Below are 15,350 nucleotides of genomic sequence, written 5' to 3'. Positions count from 1 at the left end.
CTGAAAACGTTCTTAGTGAATATAACGATATAAACGTATTATGAGCAAACATAGTAATTTACTTCTTCTGGCAACTGAAAATTTGTTGCGTCACAGGACAAAGACTATTGTCGTCTGCCTTTGTATTATTGCCATCCTTACACCGTTTATTACTGCTATTGCCATTTCGGAGGGGGTACGTGCTCAATCACTCATCTCCGTAAATGCCGGTGCGGATCTCTATCTGACATTTGATGAATTTGGCCGAAATTCAGCCATTCCATTAAAATATCTGGACGAGATTAAAAAAATCTTTGGGGTAACAAAGGTGATACCCCGAATTATTGGTAGGGGGTTTTTGCAAAATAAACTGACGGTCATCGTTGGTCTTAATAAAGAAGATATCCCTGAGTCCATATCCTGTGTTTCAGGCAGGATTTTTGAAAATGCGAATGAGGTGGTTGTGGGCCATGAACTGGCGAGGCATTTCCAGCTTAATATCGGTGACCAGTTTAGCATGCGCTGCCAGCAACGGAAGACCTTTACTGTTGTAGGTTTCTTTTCTTCAGACTCCAGTATCTGGGGGGCATCTATGATATTCATGTCGTTCAATGATGCGGGAGAACTGTTTGGCAAACAGGGTGTCGCTACCGATATACAAATTCACAGCCTGCCGGGGCATAATTCAGAAATTGCTACAGATTTGTATGACATCTTTCAGAATGAAGCCTACCGGCTACAAGATAAACATATGATAGAACTGTATTTTAAAAAGGGGTTTATGCTCAAGGAAGGTATCTTTAGTGCGTTATATATCGTTGCCTTTGCATTAGGAGTTCCAGCTATCCTGGTTGCGTCTGGTTTTGGGTTATCTGAGCGAAAAAAGGAAATCGGTATTATGAAGGCTACGGGGTGGCATACCCTGGAGGTATTAGAACTCATTTCCTTTGAACAGTTACTCATCAGTTTGTTGGGGGCTACCATTGCCATAGTGCTATCCATCCTTTGGGTCAAGGGTTTTAATGGTGCTTTTATTGCACAATTTTTTATTGCGGAGGTGACCATGTTGCCCAAATTTACTCTCCCTGCACAGTTTCTCCCCTTACCGTGCCTCCTGAGTTTTTTCTTCGCCTTTCTCCTGACTATGGTTGGCAGTGTCTATTCTTCATGGAGGGCATCAACGGTATCACCGGTTGTGTCGATGCAATGATAAGAACAGAGAATCTGTATAAATCTTATAGACTGCATTCACATTATGAGGTACGCGCTTTATATGATATTACCGTAAACATTTCAAAAAACAGCTTTGTGGTATTCAACGGTCCATCTGGCTCAGGAAAGACTACCCTGCTGAATATTATTGGTACTCTGGACAGACCTACTGCGGGTAAGGTGTTCATGTATGGAGAGGAAATCACCTCGTTTTCCGATATTGCCCTTGCACGGCTGCGGCGTGAAAAGATCGGCTTTATCTTTCAGGATTTTCATCTGATCCCAAGGCTTACCAGTTGGGAGAATGTCGCTTATCCGCTTATCCCATTAGGGATCGGTTTCAAAGGACGTTTTGAAAGGGCAAAATTCCTTTTAGAAAAGATGGAACTTGGCGACCGGTTAGACCATACCCCTGAGGAACTCAGCGGAGGGCAGCAGCAGCGGGTGGCTATCGCACGGGCGCTGATAAATAATCCTGAAATTATTATTGCGGACGAACCCACATCAAATATCGACGACGAAACCAGCGCGCATATACTAAATTTTCTGAGCGAACTAAAAGCACGAGGAGTAACCATCCTCATTGCTACCCACGATACTTCTTTTGAAAAGATTGCCGACGTAACCATCAAAATGAAAAACGGCAGAATTGGGTATTAGTTTGGCCACGAATGAACACGAATTTTTGCTTTATGCAACATCCCGATCTGAGGTTTTTGCTGATGTTCATGCCTTTATATAACCGTCAAAAATGATGATGTCTGTGAAGGATATAAAGTCTATACGACGGTTGATTTTGCATCACCGATCATCGCTGGACTCTTTATCGCAAGCTCAAGTTTCGGCCGTTCGCTATTACTTGGTACGTAACAGTTTAGTTTTTTGAAAAATTCCAGCAATAATTGTGGTTATCATGCACTGTAGTGGCAATTCGTGAATTGCCACTACATACTGTCACAAAGGCATTTTCAATCATGGATGTTTTCAGCATTGTCCGGTTAGGAAATTGCGTAATACAGTGTGAGAAAAAACGAGAAAAAATAATGTTTTGAGGAGATATTTTACTTGACAAATCAGTAAAATGTGCATGCACAATTTTTCGTAAAAACCCTTAACTATAGGAGTTACGAAAAATGCCGTGCACCTTTCATCCTCACGACAAAAAACAAAATGTACCTTCATTTCACGAATTATGGCAACCTGTCGAAACCGTTTTTATCAGTATGCCTCCGCTTGAGGCACGGGGAAATAGACCTTTGCAAATGGATTTTGAACACCAGCTTAAGTCATTAGTTTTCTTCCACCTTGAAGAACATACCTCAGGGCGACATCTCCTACAAGTTCTCGAAGAAGACGACTTCGCCCGTAAAATGATAGCACCGCCTGAGGGAATAAAAAAGAGCAGCTTCTTCGAGGCAATAAATTCCCGCGGTCTTGAACAGTTAATATATGTATTCCAGCAACTCCAGGCTAGCGCAGCTAAAATCCTGCCCAAGGACATGCAGAGCTTGGAAATCTCGTTGCTATTGACGGTTCGCTCATTGATGCGGTTCTTTCCATGCACTGGGCCGACTATCGCAAAGATTGCAGAAAGGCCAAAGTACATATAGGCTTTGACATTAATCAATCCATACCGTCAAAAATATTTCTCACTGATGGCAAGGCTGATGAACGTCCCTTTGTCCAACAGATACTTTCGCCTGGTCAAACCGGAATTATGGACAGGTACTACCAGTGCCATAAAGATTTTGATCTCTGGCAGACAGAAGGAAAGTCCTTTGTCTGTCGTATCAGAGAAAATACCAAAAAGACCTGTATAAAAGCCAATATCGTTAAACCCGGCAGCATCGTTTTTTATGATGCTCTTGTACTGCTTGGCACTGCCGGAGTTAACCAAACAGAAAAGGAATTGCGGGTTATTGGCTATCGCGTTGATAATAAAGTATACTGGGTTGCCACGAACCGATTTGACCTCTCTGCGGAAGAAATCGCAACCGTCTATAAGCTCCGATGGAACATCGAAATCTTCTTCGGCTGGTGGAAACGACATCTCAAAGTCTATCATCTTATCGCAAGAAGTGAACACGGATTAATGGCGCAAATACTCGGTGGTCTTATAACCTATCTGCTTCTTGCAATTTATTGTTACAACCATCATAAGGAGAAGGTGAGTATTAAAAGGGTCAGAGAGTTGCGCATCAAAATACAAAACGAAGCCCGCAATCTCGACTCTGGTCTACCAACTCCTGCCTGTCATCAGGCAGATATTCATAATCTCAAAGAACAACATGGACGCTCTTTCGCAATTCCCTAACCGGACAATGCTGATCCGGTGTCGAAAAATTTTAAAAAAATGTTTGACAAAAGTACTTGAACTTTTTACATTATCTACTATCTTTGTAGAATTTATATAAATAAACTGAAACTGCCATCTTATTGGCAAGGGTTTAATATATAAAATTTTTGGTAACAATTTAGTTTTTTGAAAAAAATCAAAATAGTATTTCTAAAGCCCCGTTAGGGGCAAAATATTAATAGAAAAAGAATCATACACAAAATCATAGCTCCAGAGGAGCGACACGTGAAACAAACAATGTATAGCTCCGATAGAGCTTAACATTGGTGTAAATCGTTTTCCTGTTAATTAATATGCTACTCCTAACGGAGCTTTTCAAAGTGTTTTTTCAAAAACTAAATTGATACAATTTTTGATTACATTAGACACATGAACATCTTTGACAGAATCTGTAGTGTTAATGCTATTGGACAAGCTTTTTATATAATTAAAAAATTTTTTCTTTAGTTGTCTACTAATTTAGTAGATTTTATAGACAATGTATTAAAGGGAAGTTTCTAAAAATGGATGAAAACTTAACTGATAACAAGAAAACCGATGAGGCAATCATAACTCAGATTCTCAGAGCGCTAAAGAGCATTCAATACGGTTATGTCCAAATTACTGTTCAAGATTCCAAGGTAGTTCAAATTGAGAAGACGGAGAAGTTTCGATTAGATGGTCTAAAGTCGTTAAAACCGAAAGGGGGTGAAAACGATTAGAAAACATTACACCAATCCGACAACGGTGGGTGTGAAATTGATTTATTATTAATGTAAATATTTCAGGCTGACCAGTCAACTGGAGGCAGGAAAGTTCTAGGAGGAAAACAATGAGAATTTTTCTCGTTTTTAGTTGGCTGATAATCAGCCTTTTGTTTTTAACAACTTCATCTCATGCAGAAGAAACTAGTGCAGATGACTTACTCGACCTTCTTCAAGGAAAGCACTTGATTACACCAGAAAAGGCAGCCGGGCTAAGGGGGGATATGACAAGAAAGGAATCGGAACAACGGTTGGAAAAATTGGAACGGCATATCGAGACGCTTGAGCAGCGGCTGGAAGAATCCGAGCGGGAAAATACAAGACTTCGCGCCGAAAAATCCACAATCGTACCGACTGGTTCGCAGCCAGACATTAAAGCATTGGATCAAAAGATAAAGGTTCTGGAGCAAAGGGTGGAGGCGGGAGAGGAATTTGCCGCGGAGACCGCCAAAAAAGCACCGAAAATCGAAGCTGGCAGCGCCGGGCTCCGGTTCAGTTCAGCCGATGGCGCACACGTCTTGAATTTGCGCGGTTCAGTGCAAACTGACGGCAAATTCTTCATAGACGATAAACCTGACAATAAACGTACGCCCGAAGCGGGCAGCAATCTGACGGACAGGTTTGAACTCAAACAAGCCCGTCTCCGACTCGAAGGTACGCTGTTCAGATACTTCGACTTCAAGATTATGCCCGATTTCGGCGGCAACAGCGGCACTCGTTTGTACGATGCCTATCTTGACACCCACTATTTCTCATTCGCCAGTCTCAATGTCGGGAAGCAAAAGCCGCCCATCATTCTGGAGCGTTTGCAGGGTGATAACGATTTTACATTCTTAGAGCGGGCTTACCCCACATACCTGGGACCAAACCGCGATGTCGGCATCGTGCTGCACGGCGAGTTCGCCAGACCGGGCTATAAAACGGTGTACACCGGCAGCCACGTGAACTTCAAAAATTTATTCAGTTATCAACTCGGTGTTTTCAATGGCGTTGGTGACAACGGACCCCTTGATCAACAAACGGATTTCGACGACAATAAGGAGTTCGCCGGCCGCATCTGGGCGCATCCCTTTCAGTACAGCGGTGTCGATATACTCGATGGCCTGGGTATCGGTGTGAGCAGCAGTTGGGGGCAGCCACATACACGAAGGCTGACGAATTTGCCCAGCCCGAACGGCCAAAATACGATTGTCGATTATTCGAAACTGGGAAGCGGTGTTACCTCACTTACCGCCGATGGTGGTGACCACACCCGCGTTTCCCCGCAAGCCTACTGGTACTATGGGCCATTCGGATTGTTGGGCGAATACGTGGTGTCGTCGCAAGAATTGCTGGGCAAAAATGCCAGCGGTGAGAGCTTCATTCGACAAGACAATACTGCCTGGCAGGTGCAAGCTTCTTATGTGGTGACCGGTGAAGACAATACCTTCCAGAGTGTAACTCCCCGGAAAAACTTCGATCCGCGGAATGGGGGATGGGGTGCCCTGCAACTTTCAGCGCGCTGGACGGAGTTGGACATCGATGATGATACTTTTGCATTCCTGGATCCTGACAGGTCGGTGAACCATGCGAGAACCTGGACTGTGGGCGCAAACTGGTTCCTCAACAAAGCTACGCGGCTCATGGCCAACTATGAGGAAACTTATTTTGATGGTGGTGCGGCGGGCGGAGGAGATCGTCAGACGGAAAAGGTATTCTCCACCCGCCTTCAGTTGTCGTTTTAATACGGTTTTTTTAAGGAGAAGAGAGAAATGAAGGGATTAATTCGTGGTTTGTTGTTCATCAGTATTTTGTTCTTGAGCCATGCTCTGGTATCGGCTCAGGAAAAAGAACCTGTGGGCGCTGTGGAGGAAGAACTCGAAGGCACAGTAACCCTGTCAGGCGCATGGGCAATTTATCCAACAGCAGTAGCGTGGGGTAATGCATTCCAGGCATTGCATCCCAGGGTAAAAGTCGATGTGTCTGCCGGCGGGGCAGGCAAAGGCGCATCTGATGCCATTGCGGGCCTTGTGGATATCGGGATGGTCTCACGGGACCCCGACCCCGCCGAGATTAAAAAGGGTATCGTCCCCATATACATCCTGCATGATGCGGTATTTCCTGTAGTAAGCGAGAAAAATCCGGCGCTTGGTGGCCTTTTAAAGAAAGGCGTAAAGAAGCAAACTTTGATTGAGCTTTATATTAAGGGAATTATAGAGAGTTGGGATGTGGTAGTGGGCAACAAAGTAGGCAAACCCGTACATGTTTATACACGATCCGATTCTTGCGGAGCTGCTGCCAGTTGGGCAAAATACCTTGGCAACAAAAAGCAGGAAGACTTAAAAGGCGTTGGTATCTATGGTGATCCGGGGGTCATTGAGGCTGCAAAAAAAGACCCCGTTGGTATTGGCTATGGGAACTTCAGTTTCGTCTTTACGCGCGAAGGCAAAGTATTAAAAGGGATAAAATTGATCCCCATAGACTCTAATGAAAACGGTATTGCTGACCCCGATGAGATCTACGAAAGCCGGGAGGCAGCGATTAAGGCCATACGGTCCGGCAGATACCCTGCCACACGAAAGAATTACTTCTTTGTTAAGGGTAAGCCTCAAGGCATAGTGAAAGAATTTATCAAATTTGCCCTTTCCGATGAAGGCGCAAAGATTGTTGATGAGGCGGGAACAAGCCTCCCTGTACTCAAGGCAGAAAGGGAGAAGCTGTTAAAAAGTTTAGAGTAAAACGAGCCCCGCCCTTTCAATAAACATTTTAAGGTCTCATATGTCAAGAAAGGGCAGGGCAGAAAGGAGGTTGAAACATGATATCAAATACATTTTTTGCATGCTCCAAGTGCGGTAACAAAAAGAAGTTCAGGGTCTTTACAAGCAGCTTTCGGAGCATTGAGCAATCCCCTGAAATGGGGATACGAATAGAAAGCGGCGCTTTGCCAAATTTACGAGAAAATGACAACTATATTGAATGTCAGTTGTGCTCTCAAAGATTTGATTGCGATACCGCGCAAGCTATCGGCAAGACATTTATCAAGAAATAGGAATTTCAAACCAACCGTAGTGGCAAGGCGCGCCTTGCCACTACACTGTTATAAAACTGCCGAAGGCAGCCCGATTTAAGGATGTGTAAATGGGAAAGAGCCATGTAGAACAACTTACAAAATGGCTTGGGATATTATCAAATGAAAGAAGATTCTTTACACAAGGAAGTAGAGAAGAACGTTTCTTAAAGGGGAAAAATGGTGGTAGATAAAGAACAAAAAGATGTTCTTGGACAAGGACATAACAATCAAGACCAGATAAACAGAACCAGGACTAAGAATTGTTCGCGATGCGAGATCTACTATTCCGAACTTATCGCGTCTCAGGAGCAATTGAAACTATCGGAAAATATATTCATGATCGTTGAACTTCTGAGTAGTTGGTCTTTAAATGATCCCTCTGCCTTGCAACACATCTTTGATCTGGCGCTGGAATCCATTGGAAAGGTGCTTCGTACATCCAATGGAACAATTAGTGTCCTGGATAGGGAAACACACGAATTGGTTGTTAAGAGCGCTATGGGGATAAATAAACAGCATGAGCATTTGAATTCACGCTTTAAAACAGACGAGGGACTGAGAGGCCACGTATTCACGGCCGGGGAGCCCCTTATTATTCCCGATGCACATATCGATACAAGGTGTCGGGTTAAGATACCGGAAATTCGTTCCCGGTTATTAGTACCTATCAAAACAGGAGAGGGCACAGGGGGAACGATTACGGGCGTTGGGGAGGTCATCAAGAAACGCAAACCGTCACTTAAGATCGTTGCCGTTGAGCCTGCCGATTCACCGGTGCTTTCAGGAGGGAAACCCGGAGCCCACAAGATACAAGGAATTGGTGCAGGGTTTATCCCCGATATCCTCAACATGAAGGTAATCGATGAAATTTTTACGGTCAAAAATGAGCAGGCATTCGCATTAGCCCGGCAATTGGCACACGAAGAAGGCATTTTGGTTGGTATTTCTTCAGGAGCCGCTGCATATGTGGCATTGCAGGTGGCAGCAAGACCCGAAAACAAAGGGAAGCTGATTGTGGTCGTATTTCCGGACACGGGCGAAAGATATTTGTCTACTGTTTTGTTTAAGGAATTTTGATGTTTGAACTCATTGAAAATATCATGGTTTTTTGGAGAGAGTAAAATATGAGTGGTCATAACCTAGTAATTGAAAAAAGTGATACACATAATAAACAAAATAAGACCATTGTAGACGGGATAAAAGCTGGCATCTTTGGCAGTATAAAGGGCAAGGAGATCGCTAGAATAGACCGCGATCGGTGGTGGGGAGGACTGCGGGGACCTGAGAAAATAACATTTGAGGACGGTAGCTCCGTAATATTTAAGTGTGATATTCGGCATTACTGGAGCGCCAATAATCCCGATACCGCCATTCGCGATGCGATAGTTTTTCAAATTGACAAAGCCGTGGAGCTTGGATTAGTACCGAAAACCATGGTAATTGACGACACAATTAACAATGTACGATACAATGGTTCGGCTCAGGATTGGATTCAAGACGCTAAAGAGGGGTATCAGATAGAAAGATTTACAAGTGAACAAAGAAAAGATTATGAACGGCTAAAGGTCTTTGATTTCGTGATCGGGAATAGTGACAGACACCTGGAAAATGTATTGTTTACAGATGATAATAAGATACACGCTATAGATAACAGCGCTTGCCTTATTATTAGTAAAGACGAAGATATTTTGTCTTTTCCAAATTCAACAATATGTTTCTTTTGCAGTTGGATTGTTCACGATATTTCACATATTGCGGAATTGATAGAAAACTTTTATAAAAACCGAGATAAGATATTAAGTTTGCTAGATAAATACATTCATGATAATACAAAAACCGCTGAATTAATGGTAATCTCCAGGATTAATTATTTATATAAAGTGTTGAAGGAAAAGAAACTTTTTCCAAGAAAATACTTAGAGTGGAGGAAGGAGTTAGATGTGGAAGTTCGTAACATTTTAAGAAATTATGTATCTTCATCTCCGGAGGGGAAATGAATACGAGGAAATTCAAAGATATTGTTGCTCAAAAAGTGATGTTTCTTCTGTGTATATTTGTCTTGAGTTTAACTTTTCTCATAATCTTTGGTTTATATCAAAGGTCCAGGCCAATTCTGGCAATAAAGAGTGTGAAGGATTTGCTCTTTTCTGCCACCTGGCATCCTGCTCAGGGTAATTTTGGTCTGTCGAGTTTCATTGTTGGCACACTCTGGGTTATTTCAATTGCAATGATTATTGCCGTACCTTTAAGCATACTAACAGCAATATATCTTTCAGAATATTCTCACAAACGGGTGCGTGAAATTGTGAAACCAATGATTGATTTACTTGCAGGAATTTCTCCCGTTATCTACGGTGTCTGGGGAGTAGTTGCAATCGTGCCTTTTGTACGTGACTATCTCATGCCTTTCATGAGTGAGAAGATGCCCTTTTTCCCGTTTGCCTCTGATAATTATACCGGTTTTACTGCCCTTAGCGGTGGTATCATTTTAGCAGTAATGGTCTGCCCTATAATTATATCCATAGTCAGTGAGGTAATCAGAACGGTTCCTTTTGAGATACGGGAGGCATCATTGGCTCTGGGTGCAACGAAGTGGCAGACCGTAAAACATGTGATCTTAAAAAAGGCCTGGCCAGGCATTATCGCAGCAATAATTCTGGGATTGTCTCGTGCATTTGGTGAAACCATAGCGGTACTCATGGTTGCAGGGTGTGCCCTTAATACATTTCCGAAATCCATCTTTGATCCGGCATATCCTTTACCTGCGCTCATTGCTAATACCTACGGCGAGATGATGTCGATACCGTTATATGATGCAGCCGTGCTTTTAGCGGCATTTATCTTGTTGGTTGTATCCATCCTATTCAATCTCGTTGGATGGGGAATCCTGCTTCGCATTGAAAGGAGGGAATCTATTTAGGATTTCAGATTTTGGATTTCGGATTTCGTCATAAGCCAAGCCGAATGATTTTCAGATTTTTAAAATCTCAAATCGTAATTCGTAAATCGTAAATTTTTTCTTACTCGCTCCCAAACTCCTGTTTGGGAGTGTAATAGACGAGAAACTCAGTTTCTATACAATTGTGTTCCCAAACAGAGTTTGGGAACAAGCAAAGCAAATGACAAAAATCAAGAGGGAGGTATTCATTATGAATAAAAGAAAGATAGAAGAGAATATATTCCGCTGTTTCATGGTACTTTCTACCATTGTGGTCGTAGGAAGTTTAGCCCTTATTTTGGTGACGATATTCTTAAAAGGGTTTCCGGCATTAAATCTGGATATGCTCATAAAGACACCCAAAGGCGGGTATTACATAGGGAAAGAAGGCGGGATACTCAATGCTATCCTGGGGTCAATTGTTTTGGGAACAGGGGCGACATTTTTGGCCCTCGTTATCAGTCTTCCCCTGGTGTTTTACTTAAATTTATGTGTAAGAAGAAAGTCAAGGTTTGCCTTTCTTGTGCGTTTCTTTCTCGACGTTCTCTGGGGAATCCCTTCCATTGTTTATGGGGCATTTGGTTTCACCCTGATGATATTCTTTGGCTTAAGAGCGTCACTTTTAGCCGGCATGATTACCGTGGCCTTAGTAATCATTCCCATTATGTCTAGGAGCATGGATGAGGTCTTAAAGATGATTCCCTTAGAATTAAAAGAGGCATCTTTTGCATTAGGCTCAACGAGGTTGGAAACCGCAGCAAAAGTAATATTCAGACAAGCATTGCCTGGGATTATTACAGCAATTTTGATTGCCTTCGGCAGGGGTATCGGTGATGCTGCAGCAGTATTATTTACGGCTAGTTTCACAGACTCTTTGCCTTATTCGTTCTTTAAACCCGTAGCAACACTACCACTGGCAATATTTTTCCAACTAGGCACACCGTTCCCTGAGGTACAAGAACGCGGTTATGCCTCGGCGTTGGTATTAACCGGGATAATTTTCCTGATAAGTATATTGTCGAGGATCTTGTCAAAGAAATTTAGCAAACGCATTGTCAAATAGGAGAAAAGAATTCATGGAAAATAAGACTCATATAAGCGTTAAAAACCTGAGTGTCTTTTACGGAGAGACTCAAGTATTGAATAATATTAGTATTGATATCCCTGATAAAAAAATTACGGCTATCATTGGGCCTTCGGGCTGCGGTAAGACGACTTTATTAAAGTCGTTAAATAGAATAATTGACCTGCAAGATGAAATTCGGGTTAGTGGCCAAGTATTAGTCGACGGTGAAGATATTTATGATCCCAGGGTTGAAATTACGCACCTGAGAAAAAAGATGGGGCTGCTTTTACAGAGACCACAGATTTTGCCGATGTCTATTTATGAAAATGTTGCTTATGGCCCAAGGATACACGGTGTAAGGAATAAGAAGAAATTGGATGGTATTGTTCAATGCTATCTAAAAGTGTCAAGCCTTTGGAATGAAGTAAAAGACCGACTGCACGGCTCTGCCACAAGACTATCCATTGGTCAACAGCAAAGACTTTGCCTGGCAAGGGGTTTGGCCGTTGAGCCCGAGGTCATTTTAGGAGACGAGCCCACTTCGGCCCTAGACCCTCTTTCCGCCGAACGCATCGAACAACGATTCCTGGAACTCAAAAACCAATATACGATTGTACTCGTCACCCATAACTTAAGACAAGCGGAAAGACTCGCCGACTATGTTATCTTTCTATATTTAGGCAATCTCATTGAACATGGTCCAACTGTGCAAGTTCTTAAGAACCCAAAATATGTAAAAACTCAAAACTACATTAACGGAGAATTTATTGAAGAACTTACCATTGATAAAGAATTGAATTTAAAGGCGACCGTCTGTCCTGATAATTTTGTAAAGGCAAAACTCGCTTTAGAGGAGTTGAAACACGGTCAGGTTTTGAAGGTCGTAGTTGATTACGAAGTAGCCGTAAACGAGGTGCCAAAAGCCATGGAATTCGAAGGGCACAAGATTCTTGAAGTAAAGAGGATTAACCAAACAGACTGGGAAATTTTCATTCAAAAGCGGGAAGGCATCTATACAATATAAGCAGTTGTTCACTGCTGAGTAAGGAGGAATAAATAAGCTGTAAGATACTTATTTTAAAGAGTTTTGCATTGTTCGGTAAGTTTTTTCGCTAGCTTCCTTCGAAAATCATCCCATGATACTTTCGCAATGTCTTATTCTTTGGCTATTTGACTCACTATTTAAGGGTTACGTAGCTTTGATGTAAGGAATCTTTTTAAATACTAGTAGAATAATACGTAGCTTTGATGTAAGGAATCTTTTTAAATACTAGTAGAATAAAACGGATAAACTTCTTGATTTTGTTATGTCTTTTATGATATAACGCTTTGGCACTTGCTCAATTTTAAAGAATCGTCGGCATTGTAAAAATAAGGAATTGGAGCGTTTGAAAATAAGAAGAAATACAGAAATAAAGGAGAATGGGATGGTCAGAAGTTTGTGTAAAACAGTTTTGCTGCCGGTAATCGTATTTTTCATTACTTATTCACATGGGAAACTGCTGGAAGTGTTTTCGCAGGAGGCTGAACAAACTCATGAGTCATCTGAAAGCGAAACAGATAATTTGAAAAAACAGTTAAAGCAGATGGAAGAGGCATTTATAAAGCAACAGGAGCTGATACAGCAATTGGTAGCATCCACTTCAAAACAACAAGAGCAAATCCTGGAATTAAAAAATCGCATCGAAAAGGTTAGTGAAAAATCTGCAATAGTTACCGAAGAAGAAATAAAAGAAGAAGTAAAGCAAGAGGTAGGAAACTACCTCGCATCGGATGAGGCGCGCGAAAAATTGGGATTAGGCTTGCCTGGCAAAGATGTACCTGTTAACGGTTACTACCTGCTCGACAAGGAAAAGGCCTCGATAGGTTTTCAAACACGAGATGGAAATTATTCTTTCAATATGGGTTTCAGATTCCAGACACGATTTACCTATAGAGACAATGACCATGATTTTGACGAACCCGATAAAACCGATATCGATGTGCGCAGGGCAAGACTCTGCTTTGGTGGTAATATCTATAGCAAGGATGTGAATTATTACGTGGAAATCGATGGCGACAGCTTTGAGGTAAATCTGAGGGATTATTATGTCTGGTGGTCACCCCTGGAGGAATTAAATATAAAGACCGGGTATTTTAAGGTACCGGCCAACCGTCAATGGAATTCATCGGGTTTTAAACTCCTGTTCCAGGACAGGTCCATTGCCAGCGATGCCTTTAAGCAGGACCGTGATTATGGCCTGGATATCTTTGGACGACCATTTGATGGCCATATGGAATATCACGCAGCCGTTTTCCGCGGTGTTGGTCAGAATCCCTCAAAGGTACTCGGAAAGGATGAAAATATCGACAATGAACTCCTGTATGTGCTTACCGCACGGTATTATCCTTTTGGATGGTATAATTCTTATAATTTGGCAACGGGTTGGGATGAGACTGACCTGAAATATGAAGAGCAATTTAAGGCCGTAATGGGTGCATCTGTGGTCAGTAATGCAAAGGAGAGAGATAGAAAGCTGGCGGATACCGATTCCATCATGGGTAACGTTGACCTGGGTATGAGATACAGAGGGTTTACCTGGGATAGTGAATATTACATAAGGAAAAATGACCCTGAGGATAATGGCGACTCAATAACTTCTGACGGTTTCTATACCCAGGCAGGGTATTTTGTACTTCCCCAAAAACTAGAACTTGCAGCCCGTTACTCTTTGCTTGACCCTGACAATGATATGCCGGATGATGTCCAGAAGGAGTATGCGGATGGTATCAATTATTACTTCAGGGGCCATCGCTCAAAGATACAGGCCGACATGAGTCACTTCGTAACTGATACCACAGAGACGGATGAAAACGAAAACAGATTCAAACTACAATATCAAATGATATTTTAATTTTTACTGCCAATAAGCGTGCAAGACTTAACAGTTATGGAGCGGATCATTAGGCAGTGGAACCCTCTGGCAAGCATACTGTTCTGCCGGGCAGCATGCAAAACTCTACCTCTGTGCCGAAGCATTACTTTTATAGAATGAAACTTGAAAATGAAATACTCTTTTGCCGGTTCAATCTTGTAGGTTGAACCGAAACGTTTTGGGAATCTCCAAAAATTTCTGCCCATACTTTACCTGTACACTATAAGTAAAGCGAAGTGAACTTCGCGCTACATGTTGTATACCAAAATCGTTTTTTGAAACTTTTTGGGCAACATCAGTATGGAGGTACTGAAAATCGAGCCGATTTTATTCACAATCAGAAACAATCACAACAAGACTAATACTTCGACACGTTTATCTCTTCCATCTTCCCTGTGACCATAAAGACAATCCTTTCTGCAATATTAGTAACCCTGTCAGCAATGCGTTCCAGATTGTGGGACACCCAGGTAAGATAGGTAGCCATGCGGATTATCCGATGATTCTCCATCATGAGTACCAGGAGCTCCCTGTAAATCTGGTCATGAAGGGCATCCACCTGATCATCCTCATTGCAGATACGTCTTGCCGTCTCCGTATCTCTATCAATAAATGCCTTAAGGCATTTGTCAAGCATGGATAGCCCTATATCGGCCATCCTGGGAATATCTATCAGAGGCTTTACCAACGGCTCGCTACCCATTAAAATGTTTATCTTTGCAATCCCCTCTGCATGGTCACCCATGCGTTCGAGATCCGTTACTATGCTTAAGATAGAAGTCAACTCCCTCAAATCAACCGCCATGGGTTGTTGTGTGGCAATAAGCAAAATACACTTTTCTTCAATATCAAACCGTTTTTTATTTATGAGAAGATCGTTCTTTATGATCTCCCTGGATGCATTTATATCCCTTTTTTGTAACGACTCCACAGAGTTTCTTATGGCGTTTGCCACCATCTCCCCCATCTGCAGCACTTCGTCCTCAAGATTTTTTAATGCCTTGTGATAGGCCTCACGTGTCATGGTTTCTCCTCATTTTTATTTTAAAACAGGACACAGATTTTCACAGATACATAATATATCTTATAAAA

The 15,350-nt window shown here is 42.2% G+C and carries 11 protein-coding genes and 3 pseudogenes; 13 read left to right on the top strand and 1 reads right to left on the bottom strand.

The genetic code is table 11. The features are described from left to right. Positions 1–40: 40 nt before the first annotated feature. The 13 genes and pseudogenes from E3K36_05205 (at position 41) to E3K36_05145 (ending at position 14,237) form a co-directional block, all read left to right on the top strand. Positions 41–1,189, top strand: coding sequence for an ABC transporter permease (locus tag E3K36_05205; protein MCF6154643.1), 1,149 nt, complete (start codon positions 41–43; stop codon positions 1,187–1,189). Further along, the gene (locus E3K36_05200) at positions 1,186–1,851 is read left to right on the top strand and encodes an ABC transporter ATP-binding protein (protein MCF6154642.1); all 666 of its coding nucleotides are present in this window, start codon (positions 1,186–1,188) and stop codon (positions 1,849–1,851) included. Before E3K36_05205 ends, E3K36_05200 begins: the two co-directional genes overlap by 4 nt. A 572-nt stretch (positions 1,852–2,423) precedes the next feature. Continuing rightward, positions 2,424–3,409 (top strand): annotated as a pseudogene (locus tag E3K36_05195) (IS4 family transposase). A gap of 641 nt (positions 3,410–4,050) precedes the next feature. Further along, on the top strand, positions 4,051–4,248 hold the full coding sequence (locus tag E3K36_05190) for a DUF2292 domain-containing protein (GenBank protein ID MCF6154641.1): 198 nt from the start codon (positions 4,051–4,053) through the stop codon (positions 4,246–4,248). Positions 4,249–4,358: 110 nt separating this feature from the next. Further along, entirely contained in the window at positions 4,359–6,014 is a 1,656-nt protein-coding gene (locus E3K36_05185; GenBank protein MCF6154640.1) for a hypothetical protein, read from the top strand. A gap of 27 nt (positions 6,015–6,041) precedes the next feature. After that, complete coding sequence (locus E3K36_05180; GenBank protein ID MCF6154639.1) at positions 6,042–7,007, top strand: phosphate ABC transporter substrate-binding protein; 966 nt, start codon at positions 6,042–6,044, stop codon at positions 7,005–7,007. Positions 7,008–7,084: 77 nt separating this feature from the next. Next, the gene (locus E3K36_05175; protein MCF6154638.1) at positions 7,085–7,318 is read left to right on the top strand and encodes a hypothetical protein; all 234 of its coding nucleotides are present in this window, start codon (positions 7,085–7,087) and stop codon (positions 7,316–7,318) included. Positions 7,319–8,014: 696 nt separating this feature from the next. Then, a pseudogene (locus E3K36_05170) lies at positions 8,015–8,416 on the top strand (pyridoxal-phosphate dependent enzyme). 47 nt (positions 8,417–8,463) lie between these two features. Beyond that, on the top strand, positions 8,464–9,336 hold the full coding sequence (locus E3K36_05165) for a hypothetical protein (GenBank protein ID MCF6154637.1): 873 nt from the start codon (positions 8,464–8,466) through the stop codon (positions 9,334–9,336). Then, entirely contained in the window at positions 9,333–10,259 is a 927-nt protein-coding gene (gene pstC / locus E3K36_05160; GenBank protein MCF6154636.1) for a phosphate ABC transporter permease subunit PstC, read from the top strand. Before E3K36_05165 ends, pstC begins: the two co-directional genes overlap by 4 nt. A 229-nt stretch (positions 10,260–10,488) precedes the next feature. Then, a complete protein-coding gene (gene pstA, locus E3K36_05155; protein ID MCF6154635.1) occupies positions 10,489–11,340 on the top strand; it encodes a phosphate ABC transporter permease PstA in 852 nt (283 codons plus the stop codon). A gap of 13 nt (positions 11,341–11,353) precedes the next feature. Further along, entirely contained in the window at positions 11,354–12,367 is a 1,014-nt protein-coding gene (gene pstB / locus E3K36_05150) for a phosphate ABC transporter ATP-binding protein (GenBank protein ID MCF6154634.1), read from the top strand. Positions 12,368–12,851: 484 nt separating this feature from the next. Next, positions 12,852–14,237 (top strand): annotated as a pseudogene (locus tag E3K36_05145) (porin). Between the two features lie 379 nt (positions 14,238–14,616). Here the strand turns inward: E3K36_05145 and phoU are convergent. Continuing rightward, on the bottom strand, positions 14,617–15,282 hold the full coding sequence (phoU, locus tag E3K36_05140; GenBank protein ID MCF6154633.1) for a phosphate signaling complex protein PhoU: 666 nt from the start codon (positions 15,280–15,282) through the stop codon (positions 14,617–14,619). Positions 15,283–15,350: the final 68 nt, after the last annotated feature.

It is taken from the genome of Candidatus Brocadia sp. (assembly GCA_021646415.1).
Classification (GTDB): Bacteria; Planctomycetota; Brocadiia; order Brocadiales; family Brocadiaceae; genus Brocadia.
The sequence above is the reverse complement of the archived record's forward strand: the minus strand, read 5'-3'. Positions and strand labels throughout refer to the sequence as shown.

Bases quoted from the DNA above. Each gene is read 5' to 3' on its own strand.
- E3K36_05185 (MCF6154640.1), top strand. From the start codon at position 4,359: ATGAGAATTTTTCTCGTTTTTAGTTGGCTGATAATCAGCCTTTTGTTT.
- pstA (MCF6154635.1), top strand. From the start codon at position 10,489: ATGAATAAAAGAAAGATAGAAGAGAATATATTCCGCTGTTTCATGGTA.
- E3K36_05175 (MCF6154638.1), top strand. From the start codon at position 7,085: ATGATATCAAATACATTTTTTGCATGCTCCAAGTGCGGTAACAAAAAG.
- pstC (MCF6154636.1), top strand. From the start codon at position 9,333: ATGAATACGAGGAAATTCAAAGATATTGTTGCTCAAAAAGTGATGTTT.
- phoU (MCF6154633.1), bottom strand. From the start codon at position 15,282: ATGACACGTGAGGCCTATCACAAGGCATTAAAAAATCTTGAGGACGAA.
- pstB (MCF6154634.1), top strand. From the start codon at position 11,354: ATGGAAAATAAGACTCATATAAGCGTTAAAAACCTGAGTGTCTTTTAC.
- E3K36_05190 (MCF6154641.1), top strand. From the start codon at position 4,051: ATGGATGAAAACTTAACTGATAACAAGAAAACCGATGAGGCAATCATA.
- E3K36_05205 (MCF6154643.1), top strand. From the start codon at position 41: ATGAGCAAACATAGTAATTTACTTCTTCTGGCAACTGAAAATTTGTTG.
- E3K36_05200 (MCF6154642.1), top strand. From the start codon at position 1,186: ATGATAAGAACAGAGAATCTGTATAAATCTTATAGACTGCATTCACAT.
- E3K36_05165 (MCF6154637.1), top strand. From the start codon at position 8,464: ATGAGTGGTCATAACCTAGTAATTGAAAAAAGTGATACACATAATAAA.
- E3K36_05180 (MCF6154639.1), top strand. From the start codon at position 6,042: ATGAAGGGATTAATTCGTGGTTTGTTGTTCATCAGTATTTTGTTCTTG.